Below are 1,390 nucleotides of genomic sequence, written 5' to 3'. Positions count from 1 at the left end.
CGTCGAACTCGACGACGACGGGCGCCGGGTGCCGGGCCTCGCCGTTGGGTCCACGCTGCAGATCCCGAGCGCCGGCCAGTACGAGCTGTACCTGGTCTACGACCTCTCCGACGCGCAGCAGACCCTGGACTTCGTCTCCCAGACGCTCTCGATCGGCGGTGTGGCGCTCATGGTGCTCATCGCCCTGGTCACGTCGCTCGTGGTCCGGCTCGTCGTCGTGCCGATCCGCGGTGCCGCCGAGACGAGCCGGAAGATCGCCGCGGGGCGCCTCGACGAACGCATCCCGGTGCGCGGGCAGGACGACCTGGCGACCCTGGCGCGGAGCTTCAACGGGATGGCCGAGGCGGTCAGCCGCCAGATCACCCAGCTCGCCGAGCTCTCCCGCGTGCAGCAGCGGTTCGTGTCCGACGTGTCGCACGAGCTCCGCACCCCGCTCACCACGATCCGGCTCGCCGGCGACATGCTCTACGACTCCCGGCACGCGTTCGAACCATCGGTCGGCCGGTCCGCCGAGCTCCTGCACACCCAGGTGGAGCGCTTCGAGACGCTCCTCGCCGACCTGCTCGAGATCTCGCGGTACGACGCCCAGGCGGTGCAGCTCGACACCGCACCCGTCGTGCCGGCGTCCCTCGCCGCGGACATCGTCGACGAGTTCCGTCCGCTCGCCGAACGCGCCGGCGTCGAGCTGCAGCTCGCGACCCCCGGCGGCCACACCACGATGCGGCTCGACGCCAAGCGGGTCCGCCGGATCCTGCGCAACCTCGTCGGCAACGCCATCGAGCACGGTGACGCGAAGCCCGTGCAGGTCGTCGTCGACAGCGACGCACGCACCGTCGCCATCGCCGTCCGCGACCAGGGCGTCGGCATGCCACCGGAGGACGCCGCTCGGGTGTTCGACCGCTTCTGGCGGGCCGACCCGAGCCGGAAGCGCACCATCGGCGGCACCGGGCTCGGCCTGGCGATCAGCCTCGGCGACGCGAAGCTCCACGGCGGGCGCATCGACGTGTGGTCCCGACCGGGCGAGGGCTCGACCTTCGTGCTCACCCTGCCGCGCAACGAGCAGGGCACCACCGCCACCTCGGCGATCCCGCTGCCCGAGCTCGACGAGTCGTACGACGGCCCCCGTGCCGTGCGAGAGGAGTCCTGATGCGCCACCGGATCCGCCACGTCCTCGCCGTCGCGCTCGCCGCGGTCAGCCTGCTCGCGGTCACCGCCTGCGCGGCCATCCCGACCGACGGTGCCGTGCGCACCGGGCAGACGATCAAGGACGAGTCGCTCTCGGGCGTCGACTTCCGGCCGGACAAGCCGATCACCGGGTCCGACCAGACGGCGATCCTCCGCGGGTTCATCGCCGCCGCGACCGGTGCCCAGGACAACTACGCGATCGCCC

At 72.4% G+C, this 1,390-nt stretch carries 1 protein-coding gene and 1 pseudogene; both read left to right on the top strand.

Translation table 11 applies throughout. The annotated features are described in order from the left end of the window. Positions 1-1,147 (top strand): MtrAB system histidine kinase MtrB (mtrB, locus tag BIU89_RS11920; protein WP_071246810.1); only part of this gene is annotated, 1,147 nt, incomplete at its 5' end. Continuing rightward, positions 1,147-1,390: pseudogene (locus tag BIU89_RS18550) on the top strand (hypothetical protein); the annotation flags it as partial. The gene mtrB and the pseudogene BIU89_RS18550, both read left to right, overlap by 1 nt.

The organism is Curtobacterium sp. MCBA15_005, assembly GCF_001864855.1.
Taxonomy (GTDB): Bacteria; Actinomycetota; Actinomycetes; order Actinomycetales; family Microbacteriaceae; genus Curtobacterium; species Curtobacterium flaccumfaciens.
The sequence above is the reverse complement of the archived record's forward strand: the minus strand, read 5'-3'. Positions and strand labels throughout refer to the sequence as shown.